19 protein-coding genes and 1 other RNA gene are annotated in these 18,224 nt (G+C 60.7%); 6 read left to right on the top strand and 14 right to left on the bottom strand.

Annotated features, from left to right (window positions below; genetic code table 11):
- Positions 1–138: 138 nt before the first annotated feature.
- The 6 genes from WG899_RS01565 to WG899_RS01590 all read right to left on the bottom strand — a co-directional run bounded on the left by WG899_RS01565 (position 139) and on the right by WG899_RS01590 (position 5,151).
- Entirely contained in the window at positions 139–1,743 is a 1,605-nt protein-coding gene (locus WG899_RS01565) for a TRAP transporter large permease (RefSeq protein WP_339593861.1), read from the bottom strand.
- A complete protein-coding gene (locus tag WG899_RS01570) occupies positions 1,743–2,351 on the bottom strand; it encodes a TRAP transporter small permease subunit (RefSeq protein ID WP_339593862.1) in 609 nt (202 codons plus the stop codon). The genes WG899_RS01565 and WG899_RS01570 overlap by 1 nt, the downstream gene beginning before the upstream one ends.
- A gap of 215 nt (positions 2,352–2,566) precedes the next feature.
- The gene (locus WG899_RS01575; protein WP_339593863.1) at positions 2,567–2,908 is read right to left on the bottom strand and encodes a protein tyrosine phosphatase family protein; all 342 of its coding nucleotides are present in this window, start codon (positions 2,906–2,908) and stop codon (positions 2,567–2,569) included.
- 10 nt (positions 2,909–2,918) lie between these two features.
- Complete coding sequence (locus WG899_RS01580; RefSeq protein ID WP_339593864.1) at positions 2,919–3,365, bottom strand: GatB/YqeY domain-containing protein; 447 nt, start codon at positions 3,363–3,365, stop codon at positions 2,919–2,921.
- Positions 3,366–3,537: 172 nt separating this feature from the next.
- Positions 3,538–3,750, bottom strand: a complete 213-nt coding sequence (gene rpsU / locus WG899_RS01585; protein ID WP_007833691.1) for a 30S ribosomal protein S21 — start codon at positions 3,748–3,750, stop codon at positions 3,538–3,540.
- Positions 3,751–3,933: 183 nt separating this feature from the next.
- Positions 3,934–5,151 (bottom strand): BaiN/RdsA family NAD(P)/FAD-dependent oxidoreductase, encoded by a 1,218-nt coding sequence (locus tag WG899_RS01590; RefSeq protein ID WP_339593865.1) that lies wholly within the window; start codon positions 5,149–5,151, stop codon positions 3,934–3,936.
- 365 nt (positions 5,152–5,516) lie between these two features.
- Here WG899_RS01590 and WG899_RS01595 point away from each other — a divergent pair, with 365 nt between their 5' ends.
- Positions 5,517–6,539, top strand: a complete 1,023-nt coding sequence (locus tag WG899_RS01595) for a GGDEF domain-containing protein (protein ID WP_339593866.1) — start codon at positions 5,517–5,519, stop codon at positions 6,537–6,539.
- Positions 6,540–6,572: 33 nt separating this feature from the next.
- On the opposite strand, the gene WG899_RS01600 is transcribed toward WG899_RS01595, so the two are convergent.
- The 5 genes from WG899_RS01600 to nth all read right to left on the bottom strand — a co-directional run bounded on the left by WG899_RS01600 (position 6,573) and on the right by nth (position 8,497).
- Positions 6,573–7,028, bottom strand: coding sequence for an EVE domain-containing protein (locus tag WG899_RS01600; protein ID WP_339593867.1), 456 nt, complete (start codon positions 7,026–7,028; stop codon positions 6,573–6,575).
- A gap of 65 nt (positions 7,029–7,093) precedes the next feature.
- Positions 7,094–7,271, bottom strand: a non-coding RNA gene (ssrS, locus tag WG899_RS22330) — 6S RNA.
- 38 nt (positions 7,272–7,309) lie between these two features.
- Positions 7,310–7,627 (bottom strand): cell division protein ZapA, encoded by a 318-nt coding sequence (locus WG899_RS01605; protein WP_339593868.1) that lies wholly within the window; start codon positions 7,625–7,627, stop codon positions 7,310–7,312.
- A complete protein-coding gene (zapB, locus tag WG899_RS01610) occupies positions 7,624–7,839 on the bottom strand; it encodes a cell division protein ZapB (RefSeq protein WP_339593869.1) in 216 nt (71 codons plus the stop codon). Before zapB ends, WG899_RS01605 begins: the two co-directional genes overlap by 4 nt.
- Positions 7,840–7,855: 16 nt before the next feature.
- A complete protein-coding gene (gene nth, locus WG899_RS01615) occupies positions 7,856–8,497 on the bottom strand; it encodes an endonuclease III (protein ID WP_339593870.1) in 642 nt (213 codons plus the stop codon).
- Positions 8,498–8,660: 163 nt separating this feature from the next.
- Between nth and WG899_RS01620 the strand changes: the two genes are divergently transcribed.
- The 4 genes from WG899_RS01620 to WG899_RS01635 are packed head-to-tail and all read left to right on the top strand — an operon-like array spanning position 8,661 to position 12,287.
- A complete protein-coding gene (locus tag WG899_RS01620; RefSeq protein ID WP_339593871.1) occupies positions 8,661–10,088 on the top strand; it encodes an ArnT family glycosyltransferase in 1,428 nt (475 codons plus the stop codon).
- On the top strand, positions 10,085–11,113 hold the full coding sequence (locus tag WG899_RS01625; RefSeq protein WP_339593872.1) for a glycosyltransferase family 2 protein: 1,029 nt from the start codon (positions 10,085–10,087) through the stop codon (positions 11,111–11,113). Before WG899_RS01620 ends, WG899_RS01625 begins: the two co-directional genes overlap by 4 nt.
- Positions 11,110–11,493: a GtrA family protein gene (locus tag WG899_RS01630; RefSeq protein WP_339593873.1), complete on the top strand. Its 384-nt coding sequence runs from the start codon at positions 11,110–11,112 to the stop codon at positions 11,491–11,493. Before WG899_RS01625 ends, WG899_RS01630 begins: the two co-directional genes overlap by 4 nt.
- Positions 11,490–12,287, top strand: a complete 798-nt coding sequence (locus tag WG899_RS01635) for a ChbG/HpnK family deacetylase (protein WP_339593874.1) — start codon at positions 11,490–11,492, stop codon at positions 12,285–12,287. The genes WG899_RS01630 and WG899_RS01635 overlap by 4 nt, the downstream gene beginning before the upstream one ends.
- Positions 12,288–12,368: 81 nt before the next feature.
- On the opposite strand, the gene rsxB is transcribed toward WG899_RS01635, so the two are convergent.
- From rsxB to WG899_RS01650, 3 genes are all read right to left on the bottom strand, one after another.
- On the bottom strand, positions 12,369–13,022 hold the full coding sequence (gene rsxB, locus WG899_RS01640; protein WP_339593875.1) for an electron transport complex subunit RsxB: 654 nt from the start codon (positions 13,020–13,022) through the stop codon (positions 12,369–12,371).
- Between the two features lie 43 nt (positions 13,023–13,065).
- The gene (locus WG899_RS01645; RefSeq protein ID WP_339593876.1) at positions 13,066–14,427 is read right to left on the bottom strand and encodes a polyhydroxyalkanoate depolymerase; all 1,362 of its coding nucleotides are present in this window, start codon (positions 14,425–14,427) and stop codon (positions 13,066–13,068) included.
- A gap of 209 nt (positions 14,428–14,636) precedes the next feature.
- The gene (locus tag WG899_RS01650; RefSeq protein WP_339593877.1) at positions 14,637–15,839 is read right to left on the bottom strand and encodes an amino acid aminotransferase; all 1,203 of its coding nucleotides are present in this window, start codon (positions 15,837–15,839) and stop codon (positions 14,637–14,639) included.
- A 136-nt stretch (positions 15,840–15,975) separates the two neighbouring features.
- On the opposite strand from WG899_RS01650, the gene uvrB reads away from it, so the two are divergent.
- Entirely contained in the window at positions 15,976–18,072 is a 2,097-nt protein-coding gene (gene uvrB / locus WG899_RS01655; RefSeq protein ID WP_339593878.1) for an excinuclease ABC subunit UvrB, read from the top strand.
- Positions 18,073–18,224 lie beyond the last annotated feature (152 nt).

The following is an 18,224-nucleotide window of genomic DNA, read 5'->3' on the forward strand; positions in this document are numbered from 1 at the left end:
GTTTCAGCCCTCAAAACAGAGCCCCGCGGTGTCGTGCCGCGGGGCTTTTTTGCTTCTAGGCGGCTAAGAAAAAAGGCCGATCGATGATTCGATCGGCCTTGTTCGCGTTTGGAAATTTGGCGTTTGGGAATGGACGCCTTATTTCTTGTTGGCTGCGTCCTGTTGCAAGGAGCGTTTGACGGCTTCCATCGGGTCCACTTCGGCCTCGTTGGCTGCCGGGGCACTGGCCGCAGATGCGGCCTCGGCGGGCGGGTTCAACCCGAACAGCTTGCTGGCATCTTCGGGCGAGGTTTCGGCCTTGTCGGGCTTTTCCTCGGCGCTATTGCCCATGCCTTGCAGCATCTCGGTGGCCTGGTTCATGTCAACGACCTTCTCCTTGTCCAGGAAGGCGGTCACGGACTGCGGGAAGGCGATCACCACGCCCACCAAAACCAGTTGCATCAACACCCAGGGAATCGCGCCCATATAGATGTCCTTGGACTCGACCTTGGCCGGGATAGAGCCGCTCTTGAACAGGCTGTCGGAGATGCCGCGCAGATAGAAGAGGGCAAAGCCGAAGGGCGGGTGCATGAAGCTGGTCTGCATGTTCACGCACAGCATCACGCCGAACCAGACCAAATCGATGCCCATCTTGTCGGCCACCGGTGCCAGGAAGGGCAGGATGATGAAGGCGATCTCGAAGAAGTCGAGGAAGAAGGCCAGGAAGAAGATAAAGATGTTGACGGCAATCAGGAAGCCGGTTTGTCCGCCGGGCAGGTTGGACAGCAGATGCTCGATCCAGATGCCGCCTTCGACGCCCTGGAACACCAGCGAAAAGGTGCGTGAGCCGATCAGGATGAACACCACCATGGCGGTGATACGCATGGTGCCGGCCATGGCTTCTTTCACCAGCGGCCAGTTCAAACGTCCATGCATGGCGGCCAGAATGAAGGCGCCGACCGCGCCCATGGCGCCAGCCTCGGTGGGGGTGCACACCGCGGTGTCGATACCCGGCAGGCCGCCCATGCTGCCGAGCACCGCGAAGATCAGCACGGCCGAAGGGATGATGCCGCGCAGGCATTTGATCCACAGCGCCGCGCCATGCAGGCTGCGCGCTGTTTTTGGCACGCCGGGCACATGGTCGGGCTTCACGCGGCTCAAGACAAAGGTGTAGAGCGCGAAGATCAACACCTGCAGGATCGACGGGCCCCAGGCGCCCTTGTACATATCGCCCACCGAGCGGCCGAGCTGGTCGGCCAGCACCACCAGCACCAGCGAGGGCGGCACCAATTGGGTGATGGTGCCCGAAGCAGCTAGCACACCGGTGGCATAGCGCATGTTGTAGCCGTAGCGCATCATCACCGGCAGCGAGATCATTGCCATCGCAATCACCTGGCCGGCCACCGTGCCGGTGATGGCGCCGAGAATGAAGCCGACGATGATGACCGAGTAGCCCAAGCCGCCGCGCACAGGGCCAAAGAGCTGGCCCATCGAGTCCAGCATGTCTTCGGCCAGGCCGCATTTCTCCAGCATCGCCCCCATCAAGGTGAAGAAGGGGATCGCCAGCAGCAGGTCATTGGACAAGATGCCGAAGACGTTTTGCGGCAGCGCCGCCATGAATTCAGGTGGGAACCAGCCTTGCGAAATGGCAAAGAAGCCGCAGGCCAGACCCAGAGCGGCCAGCGAGAAGGCGACAGGGAAGCCGATCAGCATGACCACGATCAGCCCCGCAAACATCAGCGGGGGGAAACTCTCCATGCTCATCATTGCAGCGGCCTCTCGTAGTGGGTGTCCATCTCGTAGCTGTGGGTTAGCCAGCCGATGCGTTTGATCAATTCAGCTAAGCCTTGCAACCAGACCAGCGCAAAGCCGAGGGGCAAGGTCAACATCGCGGGCCAGCGAATCAGGCCACCCGAGTTGTTGGACATCTCGCCGCTGCTGAGTAGCTTCCACACATAGCCAAGGAAGCCCAGGCTGGCGATGCTGTCGTCCGGGCGCATGCCGGTGGTCAGCTTGACCATGAAGAGCGCCCAAGACAGCCAGGCCATATAGGCAATCACAGGCAGCAAGAAGAACAGCAAGCCAAACATGTCCACATAGACCTTGCCGTGCCCACTCAGGCGGCTATAGAACAGGTCGACCCGTACATGCTCATTGACCTTCAGCACCTGAGCTGCGCCGAACATCACGCAGACGGCGAACATGTACCACTGGATTTCCAGGAAGGAATTGGAGCTGTAGTCGAAGGTGTAGCGCACGACCGCGTTGGCGGCGCTGACAAGACATGAGATCAGAACGGCCCACTTGGCGAAGATGCCGAAGCGGGCCGTCAGATCGTCGATGCCCCTGGCGATAGCGAGGAGGGCTTGCATCTGGGATCCAGCTGAATGGAGGTGTTTGCGCGAGCGCCAAGCAGTTCCTTTGTAGGTCTTGCATGGCATTCGCCCGAGGGCTGTTCAAGGCTTGGCGACACTGTAGCCAGTCGCAACTGAACGAAGCCTGAAATTCCCGCCCATTCAGGGAAAGCACCGATGAAAGTGGCCCATTCCTCAGCCCTCCGGATGGAGTTGTGCCGAGGGCTTGAGGCTCAATCGGCCGAGGCGGCGTTGAACAAGCGCGTCGAACGGGCGCCAGAGCGGCAAAACGCCAGAATCGGGCGCGGCAGGCTGCTCAGCAACTGTTTGAACTGCTCGATTTCCTCGGGTGACTGGTAGCCACCGTTGACCGGCAAATGGCGGTATTCCAAACCGGCCGCTTGAGCGGCACTTTCAATTTGCGCGCTGCTGGGCTGATCGGGCCCGCCTTCAAAATCGGGCCGATTATTGATGACGCTGCGAAATCCTGCAGCGGCGGCTTCCGCCATGGCCGATGGCTCCAATTGCGGCGCCACGCAGAAGTCGACCGTCACGGTTTGGATGGGCAAGCTCATGGCGAGTTCCTCAGTTGCTGAGCGCTTGTTTGACCGCGGCGGACACCAAAGCCATCTCGGCCTTGCCGCTGAGTTGGCCCTTGACGGCGGCCATCACTCGGCCCATGTCAGCCGGCCCTTTGGCGCCCAATTCGGCAACGATGGCGGCCACTGCGATGTTCACCTCGTCGGCGCTCATGCGCTGCGGCAGATAGGCTTCCAGTACCTTGAGCTCAGCGGCCTCTTTGTCGGCCAGATCCGGGCGGCCACCGGCGGTGAATTGGCTGATGGAGTCTTTACGCTGTTTGATCAGCTTGTCAACGATGGCGACCAAGGCGACATCATCGACCACGATGCGCTCATCCACTTCCTTTTGCTTCACCGCTGCAAGCAGGCCGCGGATGGTGGTCAGCTTGTCGGCTTCTTTGGCGCGCATGGCGGCCTTCATGTCTTCGGTGATGCGGTCTTTCAGGCTCATGGCGAATCCTATGGCTCGGGGTTTCAATTCAGGGTAGACAGTGAATTCTCGGCGACAAAAGAAAAGGCCCGCGACAGCGTCCTGTGCGGGCCTTGTTCTTGAGCTTATTCAGCTTCTTCGGCGTGAACCGATTTTCGTTCTCGACGCTGGTTGGCGCCGGCAAAGGCGAAAATCAGTACAGCTTCTTGGGCAGCTGCATGCTACGCACGCGCTTGTAATGACGCTTGACGGCGGCAGCCTTCTTGCGCTTGCGTTCAGCCGTGGGCTTCTCGTAAAACTCGCGGGCGCGCAGATCGGTCAGCAGGCCCAGTTTTTCGATAGTGCGCTTGAAACGGCGCAGAGCCACATCAAACGGCTCATTCTCTTTGACGCGAATCGTGGTCATGAAAAAGTATTTCCTTCAATATGCGCTCGGTGTTCGTCAATCACTTCTTTCGAACCAGCTTCATGAGAAGCTAGTTTGATGCCCGTGTTTGAGGCGGCTTTTCCGGATTCCGCTTCAAAAATGTTGCGAATCGACGCGCAGGGTTTGCCAGCAAAGACAGCGATTGTAGCCTGATTTTTATGATTAATCCATATTTGCGCAGATAGATCTTGCGCAGGCGGCCGCACTGGCCCAAGCCCATTGGAAGTTATAGCCACCCAGCCAACCGGTCACGTCCACCACTTCGCCGATAAAGTGCAGGCCCGGCACCCGTTTGCTTTCCATGCTTTGGGAACTTAGCTCGCGCGTATCAACGCCGCCACGCATCACCTCGGCCTTGCGCCAACCCTCGCTGCCATTCGGCGTCAAACGCCAGTTTTGCAATTGCTCGGCGAGTTGCTGCAAGTCCTTGTCCTTGCATTCGGGCATGACTCGGTTGGCCGGGAGGCCCAATCGCTCCAGCCAGGCTTGCCCCAGGCGTTGCGGCAGCAAGGTGCTGAGTAGATTGCCAATCTGGCGACGGGAATCGGACTTTGCGGCTTTGAGCTCTTCGCTCAATGTCAACTCGGGTGCCAAATCAATCTGAAGCGCTTGGCCTTCGGTCCAAAAACTTGAGATCTGCAGAATCGCCGGGCCGCTTAAACCCCGGTGGGTAAACAGCAGGTCTTCAAGAAAGCGGCCGCGCGCCTTGCCTTGGCCGGTGCTGACCGCTACCGGCAATGACAGGCCGGACAGGGCCGAGAACGGCGCCCACGCGTCGGGATCAAAGGTCAGCGGCACCAGGGCAGGGCGAGGCTCCACGATCTTGTGCCCAAAGCGCTTGGCCAGGCGCAAACCCCAGTCGCTGGCGCCAATCTTGGGAATCGACAAACCGCCACTTGCAATCACCAGGCGCAGGGTTTGCACTTGGCCGCGCGAGGTTTCAATCACAAAACCGCCCGATTGCGGGTCGGCTTGCTGCACGTCTTGCACGGTGCAGGGCTGCCAGCGCTGCACGCCACCTGCTTCGCACTCCGCCAACAGCATGCGAATAATCTGCTCGCTGGAGTCGTCGCAGAACAACTGCCCCTTGTGCTTTTCGTGGAAGGCGATGCCGTGTTTTTGAATCAGCGCGATGAAGTCCTGGCTGCTGTAGCGCGCCAAGGCGGAGCGGCAAAAGGCGGGGTTATCGGACAGAAAATTGTTCGGCCCCACATCGCGGTTGGTGAAATTGCAGCGGCCGCCGCCTGAGATGCGAATCTTCTCGGCCACGCGCTCGGCATGGTCGATCAATAGAACACGTTGGCCGCCTTGGCCGGCCATGCCTGCACAAAATAGGCCGGCGGCTCCGGCGCCGACGACGACCAGGTCAAAAGAATGCATGGCTGGGTGGTTTGAAACGAGGGGAGGTGGGGCGCCCGCATGAGCCTCTGAGGCGTTTGATGGCTTGCTTGTTGGGGCGCATTGTCCCGCAGATGGGGGAAGGAGGACCATAACTCCTGCTCTTCGACGCTCCGATCAATGCGATATTCATGGGGCGAGATCGGTGAGAGTGGCATGGCATTGGATACCATCGCGGCTAACATCACGCCAATGCGGGTCGCAGTGTTGTCCCAAGCTAGGGGGAGACCCTCCAAGCTTGGGGTGGCCCCCTTGATCAGGCGAGCACAAGCCATCTACATTTCTGGCACATGGGGTCACCACCACTGTTTCACTTCAGTAGCCCGAAAAAAAGTATCTGAGGATTCATGGATAGTTCAGCTGCACCTTTTGTTGACGCAACGCCAAGCCAGGGCTCGCTGGCGGAGTGGCTTGCCGCTCAGCCGGACTTGGCGCCTGAGCTCGGTGTCGCAGTGCTGAGTTTGATCGAACCCTTGGATGCCTATGCGGCCGTCAAGTCTCTGGCTTCGGGGCGTTATGTCTATGGCAGTCAGGGGCTGGCGCAATTGTTCGGGCAGGAGCACTTGGTCGGCAGTCTCGACAACGATTTGATGCGAGCCGATGAAGTGGTGGGCATGCGCCGGGTGGAGCAGGCCGTGATGGCTCAGCGCAATATGGTCGTTAGCGAGCATCGGCTCGACCTGGCCGGACGTCGGCGCGAGTTCACTGTGACGCGGGCGCCCTTGGGCGCTGAGCATGTGTTGTCGGTTTGGCGTGAGCGTACAGAGGAGCGTCACCGGGAAAGCCATCTGCAGCGCGCCTTGCAGCAAATTGAGCAGCAGCAAAAAACCATCGAACAGATTCGGCGCGAATTGCAGCAGGGGTCCGGGCGTGACGATATGTCGGGCCTGTATTTGCGCGCGCAGTTCGATGACCAACTCTTGCGCGAGATCGACCTGTCCACGCGCGAGCATCGCGAGTTTGCTTTGGTCATCATTGCGCTTGATCCGCTGCCGCCGACGGCGCAGAGCATGGGTGAAGAGGCGAGCCACCGTTTGTTGGAAGGCATGGGGCGTATGTTGCGCGCCAATACCCGCGCGATGGATGCAGCCTGCCGGATCGGTGAGACTCGTTTTGCCGTGCTGCTCTCCGGGGTGGGGTTGGCGACGGCGCATGCCCGTATGGAACAGTTGCGGCGCCAGTGCACGGCGCAGATCATCGTTCTGAATGGCGTGGACATGGGTTTGTCCATCTCGATGGGGGTGTCGAGCTTCCCGCATACTGCCTCGAAGCAGGAAGAAATGCTGGCGGCCAGCGAGGCGGCGGTGCAAGAGGCGCAACGCCGAGGCGGCAATCAAGTGGTGTTGGCTTCGATCCCATTTGCCCACTAGAACGAGGGCTTGTCCGGTTCGTTGCAGTTCGGCTCAGAGGCGCAATTCCAGCAAGCGCCACTCCTCGGGGCTGATCGGCGTGATGGACAAGCGACTGCCAGCTTGTAGGATGCGCAAGCTTTGCAAGGCTGGATCGGCGCGCAATTCAGCCAGGCTGAGTAGGCGGGTCTTCTTCACAAACCGCACATCCACATGCACCCAGCGAGGTGCCGCTTGGGTGGCCTTGGCATCGAAGTAGGGGCTGAGCGGGTCGAATTGGGTCGCGTCGGCATAGGCCTCACTGGCCACCGCGGCGAGCCCCGCAATGCCGGGCTCCGGGCAGGACGAGTGATAGAACAACACGCCGTCACCGATGCGCATTTGGTCGCGCATGAAGTTGCGCGCTTGGTAGTTGCGCACGCCGACCCAGGGCAAGGTTTGTCCGGTGGCCTGGGCAAGATCATCGATCGAGCACTCACTGGGCTCGGACTTCATCAGCCAGTAGTTCACGGGAATGGCAGTACGAGGATGTTGGGCAATTGCCGGGCCCAACCGGGTGGCAAGCGCAAAAAAGAGGTGTCCACCGCGAACCGTGAGCCGCAGTCCTGAACCAGGGGTTCAGGTGGGCGAGGTCAGCCAAACATTGGGTTCATCTGACGCGAGACGATCACGCTTGTTGGGCAATGTTCCAAGCCCTTGCTCAGAGAGCATTGGTTCAAGGACATATAAAGCTCACGCGGACGCAATGGACAAGGGGATTCTAAGGCCTGCCGCGTGACAGGCCGATGGCTTTACAGCAATTGCCCGTCGTGGCCGAGGGCTTCGTCGAGGCGCCGCATCAGGCTTTCTAGGTCGGGCAAAGAATCGGCGCCCACGGGGGCTGAGCGACTTGGGCTTGGCGCAGCCGTTCCGGTTTCGGCCAATTGATAGGCGAGATTCAGTGCGGCCAGCACGGCAATGCGCTCGCGTGCCTTGACGCGGCCCGCATCGCGGATGGCGCTCATTTCGCGGTCGACTTGGGCCACGGCCTTGCTCAAAGCGGCTTCGCCGCCGTCGGGGCAGCCGAGCAAATAGCTCTGCCCCATGATGGTTACTTCCATTTGCTTCACGAGGAATTCTTTCCGGATTCGTTTTCTACAGGCAAGCGTTCCAGCAGCACGTCAATACGTGCTCGGGCTGCGTTCAGCCGCGAACGCAGGCTGTCGCGCTCTTGGTTCAGGTGGCTTACTTGCTCGGCCAACAATGCGTTGGTGCGCTTCAATTCTTCGTGGCGGAGCAGCAGGCGCTCGACGCGGTCGATCAAGTCGGTGATGCTTGGCATGGTTCCCCGTGGCTCCCTAGGCAGGCTTGGATTGTAGGCGGCCGTGATCGCATTGAGCGGCCACCGCGCAACTTGCGCACAAGGGCGAGCGCGCTTTGCAGACATAGCGGCCGTGCAGGATCAGCCAATGGTGGGCGTCCACCATGAATTCGGCCGGGATGCGCTTGAGTAGCCCCAACTCGACCGCCAAGGGCGTCTTTCCGGGGGCGAGCCCGGTGCGATTGCTGACCCGGAAGATATGCGTATCCACCGCCATGGCGGCCTGCCCGAAAGCCACATTCAGCACCACATTGGCGGTCTTGCGGCCGACACCGGGCAATGCCTCGAGGGCCTCGCGCGTGTTCGGGACCTGGCCGCCGTGCTGCTCCAGCAAAATCTGGCAAGTGGCGATCAAGTGCCTGGCCTTGCTCCGATATAGGCCAATCGTCCGAATGTGTTCGCACAGGCCGTCTTCGCCCAGCGCCAAAATTTTCTGCGGTGTGTTGGCGACGACAAATAAACGCCGGGTGGCCTTGTTGACGCCCACATCGGTGGCTTGGGCGGACAGCAGTACGGCCGCAAGCAACTCAAACACGCTGGCGTATTCCAGTTCCGTTTGCGGGGCCGGGTTGGCTGCGCGCAAGGTATTGAAGAAAATATCGATTTGCTCTGCGTTCATGGGGCCGCATTGTCCCCTGCCTGCTCACCTCATCGTCTTGCGATGGGCGCCGGAGCCGGTAAGCGGTGGCATGATGCCGGCATTCAAGCGTCCACCTCTTTTCATGCTTCGTCCGACTGAAACTCCTCCGTCAAGCCAGTCTCTCAGGCCTTGGCTTGGCCTGTTGCTGCTGATACTGCTGCTGCGCCTGCTGACCTTGCCACTGTTGCCCTTGACCGATCACACCGAGGCACGTTACGCCGAGATCGCGCGCTTGATGGTGCAAACCGGGGACTGGATCAGCCCGCACATCACGCCCGACGAAGTGTTCTGGGCCAAGCCTCCCTTGTCGACCTGGATGCAAGCCCTGTCGATGACCGTGTTCGGCGTCAGCGAATGGGCCGGCCGCTTGCCGGCGGTGTTGTGGAGCGTGTTTGGTCTGCTGGCTTTCGGTTGGATGTTGAGCGGTGTCTTGAGTCGGCTGCAAATCTTGGCAGCGCAGGCCTTGTTGGCGTTGTGCCCACTGTTCTTTATCAGCGCCGGCGCGGTGATGACCGATGCGACGCTGGGGGCAGCGGTGATGTTCGTGCAGGCGGCTTGGTGGCGGGTGTTGTGCTCGGGCGGTGCTGCGCGGCGCAGTGCCGGCCGCTGGCTTGCCGTGGGCATGGCGATGGCTTTGCTGACCAAGGGGCCGGCCGCCGCGGTACTGGCGCTGTTGCCGGTGTTTATGCACGCAGCCTGGCGTAAGCATTGGCCTGAAATTCGTGCCGTCGCGGGCGACCCCTGGGTCTGGTTGATCTGCCTTGGCGGCGCGCTGCCGTGGTATGTAATGGCCGAGTTAAAGACGCCCGGCTTTGTCGAGTATTTCGTGCTGGGCGAGCATGTGATGCGCTTTTTGCAACCGGGCTGGAAAGGCGATCGCTACGGCTTTGCCCATGCACAGCCGCTGGGCATGATTTGGCTGTTCACCTTGGTGGCGGCCTTACCGGCGGTGTTGCTGCTGCTGATTCGCTTGCCCTACTTGCGCATGCGGCAAGGGCGCGGCGCCGTGATGGCGCAGTTCCAACGGGGCGGGATGGCGGCATCGGAGGGTGATGACAGCGCAGCGGCTCGCAGGCTTGATCTGGCTTGTTACGCGCTGTGCATTGCCTTGGCGCCCTTGCTCTTGTTCAGTGCGGCGCGCAATCTGATCTTCACCTACGCCATGACGGCCTTGCCCGGCTTGGTGATCCTCGCCATCGCTGCGCTGCCCGAGGCCTGGCTGCGTCGACGTGGCAGTTGGCTGACGGTGTTGGCGCTGGCCTTGTTATACGCCTGGGCCTTTGTTTTCAAGCTGCCGCAGATCAGTCGGGCCAACTCGGACTTGCCGATGATCGAGGCCTACAAGCTGGCTTGCCCGCAGCAAGACTGCCGCCTCAGCTATGCCAGCAAGCCCAATTACTCGGCCTACTTCTACACTGCGGGTGGCCTCTATGCCGGTATGCCCGGTTCAAGAGAGCGGCCGGCGTTTAAAGTGCTGCGCGTCGATAGACAATCCGCCCTGCGCGCCACAGCGCTGGCTTGCAACAAGGACCAATGCCTGTTGCCCGACGACGGCCAAGAAAGCAAATGACCCTGATGCACACCAGCACCACCCCTACAGACTTGACATCCGTGCCTGCAACGGCAGCCACGACGCGTGAGATGCCGCGCCTGCTGAGCATCGTGTTGCCGGCCTTCAACGAAGCCCGCAACCTGGCCAGCTTGTTGCCTGCCTTGAGTCAGCAATTGAGCGGGCAAGCACAACAACTCGAGTTGCTGGTCATCGACGATGGCAGCAGCGACGACACCGTTTTGGTCGTACAGGGTCTGATCTCGCAAGGCCTGCCGGTGCGCCTGTTGCGCCTGTCTCGCAACTTTGGCAAGGAGGCTGCGCTGTGTGCAGGCCTGGACGCCGCCGATGGTGATGCGGTCATCATCATGGACTCCGATGGCCAGCACCCGATCGACACCGCGCTGCAGATGCTGGCGGATTGGCGACTCGGATTTGATGTGGTCTACGCGGTGCAAGAAGGCCGCAGCGAGTCGCAGTCATTGGCCCGACGCAGCTACACCAAGGTGTTCTATTGGCTGATGCGGCATGGCTCGCGGGTCGACATGCCGCCCAATGCCGGCGACTTCCGTTTGCTCGACCGCAAGGTGGTGCTGGTGCTGCGCCGTTTGCCCGAGCGGGCGCGCTATATGAAGGGGCTGTTTGCCTGGGTAGGCTTCAAGGCAAAGGCGCTTGAATATGTGCCCGATGCGCGCCTGCATGGCGAGTCGACCTTTGGCTATATGCAGTTGCTGTCCTTCGCGGTGGTTGGCTTGACGGCCTTCACCAAGATGCCGCTGCGTCTGGTGTCTTTGCTTGGGTTGATGGTGTCCTTGGCCTCGGTCGGATTTGGTTTTTGGATCGTGATGGAAAAAGCGGTGTTCGGGCAGCCCGTTTCCGGCTTCACCACCTTGGCGGCGTCGATCACCTTTCTAGCTGGCGTGCAGCTGCTTTGTCTTGGCATCATTGCCGAGTACCTGGGTCGTGTTTTTGACGAAGTGAAGCAGCGGCCACTCTATGTGACGCAAGACCTGACCCCGCCCTTGCAGCCGCGGGAGCCGCAGTGAGTTCACTGGCCTGGTTTGGCGTCATCGGCGCCTCGGCAGCGGCCGTGCACATGGGGGTGGTGTGGGGCTTGGTGTCGCAGCTTCAGTGGCCCGCATTGGCGGCCAATGTATTGGGATTCTTGCTGGCTTTTTGCGTCAGCTTCTTGGGCCACCACCGGCTTACCTTCGCAGCGCAGCAGTCGAGTGCTAAGCAGGCTTTGCCGCGCTTCGCGGCTGTCGCCTTGCTGGGTTTCATCAGCAATGAGTCGCTCTATGCGCTCTTGCTGAAAGCGGGCATGGAATACCGTTTGGCTTTGTTTCTGGTGCTCTTGGCTGTTGCCGCGATGACCTGGCTGCTGAGTCGCTTTTGGGCCTTTCGTTCGCGTGGGGTCGAGTCGTGAAACGGGTGCAAATCTGTGCAGACGACTATGGCTTTGATGCTGGAGTCAGTCTCGGCATTCTGGAGTGCATCGATGCCGGGCGCATCAGTGCGACCAGTTGCATGGTGCTGTCTCCCGACTGGGCTCAGTGGGCACCCGCCTTGCGGGAGCGCCAGGGCATGGCCGACTATGGTTTGCATTTGGATTTGAATGAATTCGCGCCCTATGCCGTCGGCCGGGATTTGAAAGGCTGGATCATGGCCAGCTACCTGCGGCGCCTACAGCCGGCGCAGGTACAAGGCTGGGTCGACCAGCAGCTGGATGCCTTTGAAGCTGCGATGCAAGCGCCGCCGGCCTATCTGGATGGGCATCAGCATTTGCATCAGCTGCCCTCCGTGCGCGACGCCGTGCTGGCCGCTTTGACGCGGCGTTATGGCCGGGCCTGTGCGCTGCGTTCAACACGCAGCCGCAGCTGGCGTGGATTGAAGGCGGCCATCATTGCCGGCCTGGGCGAAGCGGCGCTGCGGCGCGGCGCAAATCGAGCGAAGCTGCGCATGAATGATGACTTTGCCGGCGTCTATGCCTTTGGTCCCGAGACCTTGTTGCCCGAGTTTGTGGCGACTTGTCTGGCCAGCCTGCCGGATGCTGGCCTGCTGATGATTCACCCTGGCCGCGACGATCGAGGCCCGCGCCCGGACGCCATACGAGCAGCGCGTGTGCGCGAGCGAGCTTTTTGGCTCAGCAGCGAAGCCGGCGAAATGCTAGCGGTGCACGGTGTGCAGCTGGGCATGAGTGAGGATTGGCCCCAGGCCTAGACCAAACCGGTTCGGCCGCAGCAGTGGCCCGAGGGTCGCTCCGCAGGCACAGAGACAGGGGCATCTATGGCTGAGTGCTATTCAACCGGCTCGCTTGGCCCGGGCCCGCGCCAAGGCGGCTTCGATTACGTCGCGCTTGCGATCCAACTCGTTCGGGTCGGTGATCTTCGAAGCTTCTTCCAAATGCGCCAGCTTGGCCTCTGCCTTGGCTACCAGGCGGGCTTCGTTTTCGCGCGTCTCTCTCGATCGTTTGAGGGCGTGGAATTGGTAGCGCTCGCGGGCTTGTTCGGCTGAGGCTTGGCTCCAGGCCGCCCAGCCGGTTAACTCGGGTTTGAGCTCCAGCATCGAAATGCAGTCCACCGGACAAGCCGGCACGCACAGTTCGCAGCCGGTGCATTGCTCATTGACGATCAAATGCATCTGCTTTGGCGCGCCGACGATGCAATCGACCGGGCAGGCTTTGATGCAAAGCGTGCAGCCAATGCACCAGCTTTCGTCAATGACGGCCAGCTTCAGCGGCCCTTCCTGCCCATGCTCAGCGCTCAGGGGCAGGGCGGGGCGGCCCGTCAGCGCCGCGAGCCGTTGCACGCCTTCGGCACCCCCGGGCGGGCATTGGTTAATACCGGCCTCGCCTGACGCGACGGCCACCGCGTAGCTGTGGCAATCGGGGTAGCCGCAACGCGTGCACTGGGTTTGCGGCAAGGCCGCGTCAAGGTCTGCAATCAGTGATGACAAACCGCTTGGGCTGGAATCCTTCAAGTCGACGGGCCCGCCTTCTTCAAGCCTGCTTGGTGCGCGGCTTGCGCAGCGGGGTGCTGGTCGAGTTGGCGCTGGCAGCGCTGGTGGCTCGGCTCTTGCGTTCTGGTGTTGCTGCCTTAGGTGCCTGTTCCAGCGCGTTGTCGCGGTCGTACTTGGCAATAAAGCTCAGGACCTCGGGATACACCTTTTCGCGCCAACGGCGGCCGGAGAAGATGCCGTAATGGCCGGCACCGACGGCGTCGTAATGGAACTGGTGTGCCGATGAAATGCCTGAGCAGAGGTCATGCGCGGCACGGGTCTGGCCGGCGCCGGAGATGTCATCAAGTTCGCCTTCGATCGTCAACAAGGCGGTGCCGGTGATGTCTTGCGGTCGCACCAACTGGCCCTTGACCTCCCAGGTGCCGTTGACCAGGGCAAAGTCCTGGAACACGGTCTTGATGGTGTCGAGGTAGTACTCGGCCGGCATGTCCAGCACTGCGTTGTATTCGTCGTAGAACTGGCGGTGCGAGTCTGCGCCGTCATCATCGCCGCGTACCAGGTCGAGGAAGTAGTCGTAATGCGAACTCAGGTGGCGGTCCGGGTTCATGGCCACAAAGCCGGTGTGCTGCAAAAAGCCGGGGTAAACGCTGCGCGATGCACCCGGGAAATTGGTTGGCACCCGGTAGATCACATTGGCTTCGAACCAGTTGAAGCTGCGGTTCATGGCCAGGTTGTTGACGGCGGTCGGGCTCTTGCGTGCATCGATCGGGCCGCCCATCATTGTCATGGAGCGCGGTGTTTGTTCGCCGTTGGAGGCCATCAGGGAAATCGCCGCGAGCACCGGTACGGTGGGCTGGCAGACCGAGATCACATGGCACTCAGGGCCGATGTGGCGGATGAACTCCTGCACATAGGCGATGTAGTCATCCAGGTGGAAGGGGCCTTCTTCCAGCGGCACCATGCGAGCGTCGGTCCAGTCGGTGATGTAGACCTTGTGGTCCTTCAGCAGTTGGCGCACGGTGTCGCGCAGCAGTGTGCTGTGGTGGCCTGACAAAGGTGCCACCACCAAGACGGTGGGCTGATCCTTCATTTTGGACAGCACGGCGACGTTGTCGGTGTAACGCTTGAAGCGCATCAGGCGGCAAAACGGTTTCGTCAGGGGCACCAATTCCTGCACCGCAACCTCGATGCCGTCCACCTCGACGCCGCGAATACCGAATTCCGGCTTCTCGTAGTCCTTACCCAGACGGTGCATCAAGTCCAAACCGGCCGAGACGCGTTGCGAAATAGGCGAATGCGCGAACGGGGACAGCGGGTGGCTGTAGAGCTTGGCCGACGCACTGGCGAACTCCGCAAACGGACTCATCAGCGCGCGCTGAGTTTCAAACAATTGATACAGCATGGTCTGCCCTTTGGGTGCGGTGAAAGAGGGCGGCGGGTGGCCGCAACGATTTGCTCAAGCGCAATAGTGCACTAATTTGTGCGATGCAGCATTTTATCGGCCCGGAAGCCGCCTTGCTGTCGCGAAAAGAGGCCGGGAATCCGAATTTTTTCGGATCGCCGGCCTCTCTCTCGACATTTACGGTGTGTTTACGGGGCAGAGCGTGCCGCTCAGCCCTTCATCACCGTGGCCATGGCCTTCGCAACGCCCGGCAGATTCTTCTCGTTCAGTGCCGCCACACAGATGCGCCCGGAGTCGACACCGTAGACGCCGAACTCGCTGCGCAAGCGCTGCATTTGAGCGGCCGACAGGCCCGAGTAGCTGAACATGCCTTTTTGGCGCGTCACAAAACTCAGATCTTGTTGAACGCCTGCGGCTTGCAGGGCCTCGACCAAGGCCACGCGCATGGCACGGATGCGCAGGCGCATGCCGGCCAGCTCTTCTTCCCACAAGCCGCGCAGGGCAGGGGTCGACAACACGGTAGCTACCACCTGGGCACCGTGGGTTGGCGGGTTGGAGTAGTTGGTGCGGATCACGATCTTCAATTGGCTCAACACCCGGGCCGCTTCTTCGGCCGAGGCGCACACCACGCTCAAGGCGCCGACCCGCTCGCCATAAAGTGAGAAGCTCTTGGAGAAACTGGTCGAGACAAAGAAGTCCAGGCCTGCGGCCAGGAACTGCTGGATCACGGCGCCGTCTTCCTGGATGCCTTCGCCAAAGCCCTGGTAGGCCATGTCGAGGAAGGCCACCAAGCCGCGGGCCTTGACCACCTCGACCACCTGGGTCCATTGCGCAGCCGTCAGGTCATAGCCGGTCGGGTTGTGGCAGCAGGCGTGCAAGACCACCACCGTGCCGACGGCTGCGCTGTTCAGGGCCGCCAGCATGGCGTCGAAGGCGATGCCCAGATTGGCGGCGTCGAAATACGGGTAGGTGCCGACCTCGAAACCGGCATTGCTGAACAGCGCACGGTGGTTCTCCCAGCTGGGGTCGGAGATCAGCACTTGGGCGCCGGGGTTCAGGCGCTTCAGAAAATCAGCGCCAATCTTCAGGCCACCTGTGCCGCCAATGGCCTGCACGGTCGCGACGCGCTTGTCTTGCACCACGGCACTGTCGGTGCCGAAAACCAGACCTTGGACTGCCTTGTCGTAAGCGGCGATGCCGTCAATCGGCAAGTAGCCGCGCGCCTTGGGGTCAGTCAGCATGGCGCGTTCCGCCTCGGCCACGCATTTCAGCAAGGGCAGCTTGCCAGCGGCATCGAAATAGACGCCCACGCCCAGATTGACCTTGGCAGGGTTGGGGTCGGCATTGAATTGTTCATTGAGACCCAGAATTGGGTCGCGAGGGGCCATTTCGACGGCGGAAAACAAGGACATGGACGGCTTTCCTGACAGAACGGTGTCAACAGTGAGGTCGGGGGAGAGGGCATGAAGCCAGCGTCTGAGCTAACCTGTCGGGTTGCGCAGACCGCGAATTCTAGGCGGCGATGCGCGTTGATTCCGGGATGACCCTATGCAAGATTCGACCGCCCTCATAGACAAAAACGATGAAAACGCCGAGGCGCCGAAGGGTGAGTTCGTGACTTTCGAAGGCTCGCCGTTCCAACTGTTCCAGCCTTTCCCGCCGGCTGGCGATCAACCGGCGGCGATCGAAAAGCTGGTTGAAGGCGTGAACGACGGCTTGAGCTTTCAGACCCTGCTGGGCGTGACCGGTTCGGGCAAGACCTTCACCATGGCCAATGTGATTGCCCGCCTGGGGCGGCCTGCCATCATTTTTGCGCCCAACAAGACCTTGGCCGCTCAGCTGTACTCCGAGTTTCGGGATTTCTTTCCCAATAATGCGGTGGAGTATTTCGTGAGCTACTACGACTACTACCAGCCCGAAGCTTATGTGCCCCAGCGCGATCTTTTCATTGAAAAAGACAGCGCTATCAATGAGCATATTGAGCAACTGCGTTTGTCGGCCACCAAGAGCTTGATGGAGCGCCGCGATGTGGTGATCGTGGCCTCGGTTTCAGCGATTTACGGCATTGGCAACCCGGCCGACTATCACCAGATGGTGATGACCCTGCGCACCGGTGACAAGATGGGGCAGCGCGATGTGATCGCCCAACTGATTCGCATGCAGTACACCCGCAATGAGGTGGAGTTCAGCCGCGGCGCCTTCCGCGTGCGAGGCGACACCATTGATGTCTTCCCGGCCGAACATTCGGAATTGGCACTGCGCATCGAGTTGTTCGACGATGAAGTGGAAACCTTGCAACTGTTCGACCCGCTGACCGGCAAGATTCGCCAGAAGATCCCGCGTTTCACCGTCTATCCCAGCAGCCATTACGTCACGCCGCGCGAGCGCGTTTTGGCGGCGATGGACACCATCAAGCAGGAGTTGCGTGAGCGGCTGGGGCAGTTCGTGCAAGACGGCAAGTTGGTGGAGGCCCAGCGCTTGGAGCAGCGCACCCGTTTTGACTTGGAGATGTTGCAAGAGGTGGGGCATTGCAAGGGCATTGAGAACTACACCCGGCATATTTCAGGCGCACAACCCGGCGAGGCGCCGCCGACTTTGGTGGACTATCTGGCCAAAGATGCGCTGATGTTCCTGGATGAAAGCCATGTGCTGATCGGCCAGTTTGGCGGCATGTACAACGGCGACCGGGCACGCAAGACGACGTTGGTGGAGTACGGCTTCCGTTTGCCTTCGGCGCTGGATAACCGGCCGCTCAAATTCGATGAGTTCGAGCGCAAGATGCGTCAGGCGGTGTTTGTGTCCGCTACGCCAGGCAATTACGAACAAGAGAATGCCGGCCAAATCGTGGAGCAGGTGGTTCGCCCGACCGGCTTGGTCGACCCCTTGGTTGAAGTGCGGCCGGCCACGCATCAAGTCGATGATGTGTTGCAGGAGATTCGCGAACGGGTGGAGGTCAACGAGCGGGTCTTGATCACCACCTTGACCAAGCGGATGGCCGAACAGCTGACGGATTACTTGAGCGACAACGGCATCAAGGTTCGCTACCTGCATTCGGATGTGGACACGGTCGAGCGAGTGGAGATCTTGCGTGACTTGCGCCTCGGCACTTTTGACGTGCTGGTGGGCATCAACTTGCTGCGAGAAGGCCTCGATATCCCTGAGGTCTCGCTGGTCGCAATTCTGGATGCGGACAAAGAAGGCTTCTTGCGCTCCGAGCGCAGCTTGATCCAGACCATAGGCCGGGCGGCGCGCAATCTGCGCGGCAAGGCGATTCTTTACGCCGACCGCATTACCGACTCGATGAAAAAGGCCATGGGAGAGACGGAGCGGCGTCGAACCAAACAGTTGGCCTTCAATGAAACTCATGGCATCACGCCGCGCGCGCTGAATAAACGCATCAAGGATCTGATCGACGGCGTCTACTCGGAAAAGAGCGGCCGCGACGACCAGAAGCTGCTGCAAGTGGCCGAGGTCGAGCAAATGTCCGAGAAGGATCTCAGCAAGCGTATGGCCTTGTTGGAAAAGCAGATGCTCGAACACGCGCGCAATCTGGAATTCGAGAAGGCCGCCCGTGTGCGCGACCAACTGGCGCAACTGCGCGAGCAGGCCTTTGGCGCGGTGGTACACGACCATATCCTCAAGTAGTTCTGGCTCGTTTTTGGGGGCTCTCCAGCAAGCTTGGTAGTAATTGAGTAAAATGGTCGGAATTGATCCAGGGTTAACCCTCCGACGCTGTCTCGAGGGGGAAGCCTGGCTCCGGCATGAATGGCTCATGCCGCCACAGGGGTCTTTCGGAC

The sequence above is a fragment of the Paucibacter hankyongi genome, assembly GCF_037482915.1.
Lineage (GTDB): Bacteria > Pseudomonadota > Gammaproteobacteria > Burkholderiales > Burkholderiaceae_C > Paucibacter_A > Paucibacter_A hankyongi.